The 6290-nt window shown below is 62.9% G+C and carries 7 protein-coding genes; 2 read left to right on the top strand and 5 right to left on the bottom strand.

From position 1 onward, the window contains the following. Window positions 1-135: 135 nt before the first annotated feature. Complete coding sequence (gene cspD, locus AC4OR5_RS20105; RefSeq protein WP_003090435.1) at window positions 136-408, bottom strand: cold shock domain-containing protein CspD; 273 nt, start codon at window positions 406-408, stop codon at window positions 136-138. Window positions 409-633: 225 nt separating this feature from the next. Here cspD and clpS point away from each other — a divergent pair, with 225 nt between their 5' ends. Together clpS and clpA are read left to right on the top strand one after the other, a co-directional pair. Next, a complete protein-coding gene (gene clpS, locus AC4OR5_RS20100; protein ID WP_003097649.1) occupies window positions 634-1002 on the top strand; it encodes an ATP-dependent Clp protease adapter ClpS in 369 nt (122 codons plus the stop codon). A gap of 27 nt (window positions 1003-1029) precedes the next feature. Beyond that, on the top strand, window positions 1030-3306 hold the full coding sequence (clpA, locus tag AC4OR5_RS20095; RefSeq protein ID WP_003090432.1) for an ATP-dependent Clp protease ATP-binding subunit ClpA: 2277 nt from the start codon (window positions 1030-1032) through the stop codon (window positions 3304-3306). Window positions 3307-3387: 81 nt separating this feature from the next. Here clpA and infA read toward each other — a convergent pair whose 3' ends face one another. The 4 genes from infA to trxB form a co-directional block, all read right to left on the bottom strand. Beyond that, a complete protein-coding gene (gene infA / locus AC4OR5_RS20090) occupies window positions 3388-3606 on the bottom strand; it encodes a translation initiation factor IF-1 (RefSeq protein ID WP_002553999.1) in 219 nt (72 codons plus the stop codon). A gap of 104 nt (window positions 3607-3710) precedes the next feature. After that, the gene (locus AC4OR5_RS20085) at window positions 3711-4418 is read right to left on the bottom strand and encodes an arginyltransferase (RefSeq protein WP_003108766.1); all 708 of its coding nucleotides are present in this window, start codon (window positions 4416-4418) and stop codon (window positions 3711-3713) included. A 54-nt stretch (window positions 4419-4472) separates the two neighbouring features. Continuing rightward, window positions 4473-5153 (bottom strand): leucyl/phenylalanyl-tRNA--protein transferase, encoded by a 681-nt coding sequence (gene aat / locus AC4OR5_RS20080; protein WP_023125797.1) that lies wholly within the window; start codon window positions 5151-5153, stop codon window positions 4473-4475. A gap of 37 nt (window positions 5154-5190) precedes the next feature. Next, on the bottom strand, window positions 5191-6141 hold the full coding sequence (gene trxB / locus AC4OR5_RS20075; RefSeq protein WP_003090421.1) for a thioredoxin-disulfide reductase: 951 nt from the start codon (window positions 6139-6141) through the stop codon (window positions 5191-5193). Window positions 6142-6290: the final 149 nt, after the last annotated feature.

Raw genomic sequence — 6290 nt, 5'->3', positions numbered from 1 at the left:
TACAACACAGAGCGGCCTCACATGGCCCTGAAAAACAAAACGCCCGATGCGGTGCATCGGGCGCTTTGAGACCTATCGGCCTACCTGAGCAGGTGTAAACCTATTTCAGGACTAGACACCGCATCCGCGCTGGGGTCAGGCTTCGATGGGCGTCGCCTGCGGCTCTTCCTGCGGGGCGGGGGCGGAGGGTGCGGCGGTTGTCGCGGTGGCGGGGCTGATGTTGATGGCATGCAGTCCCTTCGGTCCCTGGATGATCTCGAAATTGACCGGCTGGCCCGCCTTGAGTGTCTTGTAACCGTCCATCTGAATGGCCGAGTAATGGGCGAACAGGTCCTCATCTCGGCCCTCGGCCAGGATGAACCCGTAGCCCTTGGCGTTGTTGAACCACTTGACCTTACCGCTGAGCATGCTCATATCCCTCTGCAAAGGACTCCAACGCTGGAGTATCATCCACTACGATCCCGCGTCCGACCTGGGTCGAGACGGGTGCGGAACCCCTGATACCCTGTAGGGGTATTCCATTGTTTGTAACACCCTTTTGCAGTTAGTCAAGGCGCTGAACCATACGCCTGAGAAACGGATCAACATCATGTCGGTCCATAACTTTCCAGAAAGGCAAAGCTTTTTTTCCTCATGCATGCACCTAGCCAGATTCGACTAACATTCAATCAGGACCATCCCGAGCCTCATGAACACGAGGACGAAGGGGCGGGGCTCGCGGTACAGGAGTCGAAGCCTGTATTACAGCCGCCACCGTTGTATAAGGTGGTACTGTTCAACGACGATTACACGCCGATGGACTTTGTTGTTGAAGTGCTGGAAGTGTTCTTCAACATGGACCGGGAAAAAGCCACCAAGATCATGTTGACGGTACATACTCAGGGTAAGGCGGTCTGCGGCTTGTTTACCCGGGACGTGGCCGAAACCAAGGCGATGCAGGTCAATCAGTATGCACGGGAGAGCCAGCATCCATTGCTCTGCGAGATAGAGAAAGACAGTTGATCGGATGTTTGGGAGCGAGGTGAAGCCATGTTGAATCGAGAGCTCGAAGTCACCCTCAATCTCGCCTTCAAGGAGGCGAGGGCCAAACGCCATGAATTCATGACGGTTGAGCACCTGCTGCTGGCCTTGCTGGACAATGAGGCGGCGGCAACGGTATTGCGTGCGTGCGGTGCCAACCTGGACAAGCTGCGGCGCGACCTGCAGGAATTCATCGATTCCACCACGCCGCTGATCCCGCAGCACGACGACGAGCGCGAAACCCAGCCGACGCTGGGCTTCCAGCGCGTCCTGCAGCGTGCGGTGTTCCACGTGCAGAGTTCCGGCAAGCGCGAAGTGACCGGGGCCAATGTCCTGGTGGCGATCTTCAGCGAACAGGAAAGCCAGGCGGTGTTCCTGCTCAAGCAGCAGAGCATTGCGCGTATCGATGTGGTGAACTACATCGCCCACGGCATCTCCAAGGTGCCCGGGCATGCCGAACATCCGCAGGATGGGGAGCAGGATATGCAGGATGAGGAAGGTGGCGAGTCGGCCACGTCCAACCATCCGCTGGACGCCTATGCCAGCAACCTCAACGAACTGGCTCGCCAGGGGCGGATCGACCCGCTGGTGGGGCGCGAGCATGAAGTCGAGCGGGTGGCGCAGATCCTTGCCCGTCGGCGCAAGAACAACCCGCTGCTGGTAGGTGAGGCGGGGGTCGGCAAGACGGCCATCGCCGAGGGCCTGGCCAAACGCATCGTCGATGGCCAGGTGCCGGACCTGCTGGCCGACAGCGTGGTCTACTCCCTCGACCTGGGTGCCTTGCTCGCGGGTACCAAGTACCGCGGCGACTTCGAGAAGCGCTTCAAGGCCTTGCTCAACGAGTTGCGCAAGCGCCCGCACGCGGTGCTGTTCATCGACGAGATCCATACCATCATCGGTGCCGGTGCGGCATCCGGCGGGGTAATGGACGCCTCCAACCTGCTCAAGCCGGTCTTGTCCTCGGGCGAGATCCGCTGCATCGGCTCGACCACCTTCCAGGAGTTCCGCGGCATCTTCGAGAAGGACCGGGCCTTGGCGCGGCGCTTCCAGAAGGTCGACGTGACCGAGCCGTCGGTGGAAGACACCTATGGCATCCTCAAGGGTCTCAAGGGGCGCTTCGAGCAGCATCACCACATCGAGTACAGCGACGAGGCGCTGCGCGCCGCGGCCGAGCTGGCGGCGCGCTACATCAACGACCGGCACATGCCGGACAAGGCCATCGACGTCATCGACGAGGCGGGCGCCTACCAGCGCCTGCAGCCGGAAGAGAAGCGCGTGAAGCGCATCGAGGTGGCGCAGGTCGAGGATATCGTGGCGAAGATCGCGCGGATCCCGCCGAAACACGTCACCACCTCCGACAAGGAGTTGCTGCGCAACCTCGAGCGCGACCTCAAGCTGACCGTGTTCGGCCAGGACGACGCCATCGAGTCGCTGTCCACCGCGATCAAGCTGTCCCGGGCCGGGCTCAAGGCGCCGGACAAGCCGGTCGGCTCGTTCCTCTTCGCCGGTCCCACCGGCGTGGGCAAGACCGAGGTGGCGCGGCAGTTGGCGAAGGCCTTGGGCGTGGAACTGGTGCGCTTCGACATGTCCGAGTACATGGAGCGGCATACCGTGTCGCGGCTGATCGGTGCGCCTCCGGGCTACGTCGGCTTCGACCAGGGCGGCCTGCTCACCGAGGCGATCACCAAGACCCCGCACTGCGTGTTGCTGCTCGACGAGATCGAGAAGGCTCACCCGGAGGTCTTCAACCTGCTGCTGCAGGTGATGGACCACGGCACCCTGACCGACAACAACGGGCGCAAGGCGGACTTCCGCAACATCATCCTGATCATGACCACCAACGCCGGCGCGGAAGTGGCGGCGCGCGCGTCGATCGGCTTCAACCAGCAGGATCACACCACCGATGCGATGGAAGTGATCAAGAAGAGCTTCACCCCGGAGTTCCGCAACCGCCTGGATACCATCATCCAGTTCGGCCGCCTGAGCACCGAGACGATCAAGAGCGTGGTCGACAAGTTCCTCACCGAGCTGCAGGCGCAGCTGGAGGACAAGCGCGTCCAGCTCGAGGTCAGCGATGCGGCGCGCGGCTGGCTGGCGGAGAAGGGCTACGACGTGCAGATGGGTGCGCGACCGATGGCGCGGCTTATCCAGGACAAGATCAAGCGGCCGTTGGCCGAGGAGATCCTGTTCGGCGAGCTGGCCGAGCATGGCGGCCTGGTGCATGTCGACCTGAAGGGCGACGAGCTGGCCTTCGAGTTCGAGATCACGGCGGCGGAGCCCGCCTGATCCGAGCGCGGCAACGAAAACGCCCGGCAGATGCCGGGCGTTTTCTTTTGCAATCGGCGAGCCGCAGCGGCTCGTGTCGACTCAGCGGGCGCGGTAGGTGATGCGGCCCTTGCTCAGGTCGTAGGGCGTCAGTTCCACGCGGACCTTGTCGCCGGTGAGGATGCGGATGTAGTTCTTGCGCATTTTGCCGGAGATGTGCGCGGTGACGACGTGCCCATTTTCCAACTCCACACGGAACATGGTGTTGGGCAGGGTGTCGACGACAGTACCTTCCATTTCGAAGCTGTCTTCTTTCGACATGCAGTAGAGCCCTCGGTATCTATGGGTGGCCCTTTCAATGAGAGGTGGGCCGTGAAAAGCGGCGTGCATTGTGCCAGAAAATCGACAATAGCGCCACACGGCTATCAGGTGAGGGCGACCCAGCGCTGGTTGACGAACAGTTCGATGGGCCGGTACTGGGTCTTGTAGTTCATCTTGCGGCAATTCTTGATCCAGTAGCCCAGGTAGACGGCCTGCAGGCCCAGGCGTTCGGTCTCGGCGATCTGCCAGAGGATCGCGTAGCGTCCCAGGCTGCGCTGCTCTTCGTCGGGATCGTAGAAGGTATAGACGGCCGAGAGTCCGTTCGGCAGCACGTCCGTCACGGCTATGGCCAGCAGGCGGCCATGCAGGCGGAACTCGAAGAAGCAGCAGAAGGGCAGGTCGCGGACCAGGAAGGTGGCGAACTGGTCGCGGCTGGGCGGATACATGTCGCCGTCGGCGTGGCGTTGCTCGATGTAGCGCCGATAGAGGTCGTAGTACTCCTCGTTGAAGCTCGGTCGCTTGCGGATCACCTGCAGTTCCGCATTGCGCTTGAGGATGCGCCGCTGCTGGCGGTTCGGGCTGAAGTCGGCGACCGGTATGCGCGCGGCGATGCAGGCGGTGCAATGCTGGCAGTGCGGACGATAGAGATGGTCGCCGCTACGGCGGAAGCCGACTTCCGACAGCGAGGCGTACAGCTGCGTGTCCATGGGCTGGCTGGGATCGAGGAACAGGGTGGTTGCCTGCTCCTCGGGCAGGTAGCTGCACGGGTGCGGTTGCGTCGCGTAGAACTTCAGTCGGGCGAGTTCGGTCATGGTGAACTCCAGCAGGGACCCATAAGCAAGTTTATGCCAGGCACGGAAACTCGCCTAAAAATCCAGGTCGCCGGTAGGAGGCTGGTCGCGATAGCGTTGCAGGTAGTCGGCGAATTCCCCCCGGCCGATGGCGCGGGCGCCCAGGCTGTGCAGGTGGCGGGTCGGCATCTGGCAGTCGACGAGGACGAAGCCGGCGTCGCGCAGATGGCGGACCAGCGTGACGAAGCCGACCTTGGAAGCGTTGTCGGCGCGGCTGAACATCGATTCGCCGAAGAACAGCCTGCCCATTGCCAGGCCGTAGAGGCCGCCGACCAGTTGTCGCTCCTGCCAGACTTCCACGGAGTGGGCGATGCCGCGCAGGTGCAGCTCCTGGTAGGCCAGTTGCATCGGCGTGGTGATCCAGGTGCCGTCGGCGTAGTCGCGCGGCGCGGCACAAGCCTGGATCACCGCCCGGAAGTCACGGTTGAAGGTGACTTCGAAGCGTTGCTGGCGCAGGCACTTGGCCAGGCTGCGGGAAACGTGCAGTTCGTCGGGGAACAGGACGGTGCGCGGGTCGGGCGACCACCAGAGGATCGGCTGGCCATCCTGGTACCAGGGGAAGCAGCCGTGGCGATAGGCTGCGACCAGGCGTTGCGGATTGAGGTCGCCTCCGGCCGCGAGCAGCCCGTTGGGCTCCTGCAGGGCCTTGTCGAGGGGCGGAAAGTCGAAGTCGGTGCGGGAAAGCCAGGTCAGCATGGCGGGGTAGGGGAGGGCGGGCCTCCCCCGGGTCCGATCAATGGTCGTCGAGGTATTTTTCGGCATCCAGCGCGGCCATGCAGCCGGCGCCGGCGGAAGTGATGGCCTGGCGGTAGACGTGGTCGGCCACGTCGCCGGCGGCGAACACGCCTTCGATGCTGGTCTGGGTGGCGTTGCCTTCGCTGCCGCCGTGGATCCGCAGGTAGCCATCGCGCATTTCCAGTTGGCCCTGGAACAGGTCGGTGTTCGGCTTGTGGCCGATGGCGATGAACACGCCGGCCAGCGACAGTTCGCTGGTGCTGCCGTCGATGGTGCTCTTCAGGCGTACGCCGGTGACGCCGCTGGCGTCGCCCAGCACCTCGTCCAGGGTGGTGTTCCAGTGCAGGCGCACGTTGCCGTTCTCGGCCTTGTCGAACAGCTTGTCCTGGAGGATTTTCTCCGAACGCAGCTTGTCGCGACGGTGGATCAGGTGGACTTCCTTGGCGATGTTGGCCAGGTACAGCGCTTCCTCGACGGCGGTATTGCCGCCGCCGACCACGCAGACCACCTGGTTGCGGTAGAAGAAGCCGTCGCAGGTGGCGCAGGCGGAAACGCCCTTGCCCATGAAGGCTTCTTCCGACGACATGCCCAGGTATTGCGCGGAGGCACCGGTGGCAATGATCAATGCATCGCAGGTATAAGTGCCACTATCGCCCTTCAGTGTGAAGGGGCGCTGTTGCAACTCGGCGGTGTGGATGTGGTCGTAGACGATCTCGGTGTCGAAACGCTCGGCGTGTTGCTGCATGCGGGTCATCAGCGCCGGGCCGGTAAGGCCTTCGACGTCGCCCGGCCAGTTGTCGACTTCGGTGGTGGTGGTCAGCTGGCCGCCTGGCTGGATGCCGGTGATCACCACTGGCTTGAGATTGGCGCGTGCGGCGTACACGGCGGCGGTATAGCCGGCCGGACCGGAGCCCAGGATGATGAGGCGCGAATGCTTGACTTCACTCATAAAAAGACTCCATAAGCCTTTGTCACATAAGAAAATGCGTGCTCCAATGGAGCCGCCTGAAGAGTTCTGCCGGCTATGCTACACCTATCCGCAAAAGGCCGGCAAAACCCCGGGGCCGGGATCAGCCACGCACGGATTGCCGCTGATTT

The sequence above is a fragment of the Pseudomonas sp. YA1 genome (genome assembly GCF_058680555.1).
The sequence above is the reverse complement of the archived record's forward strand: the minus strand, read 5'-3'. Positions and strand labels throughout refer to the sequence as shown.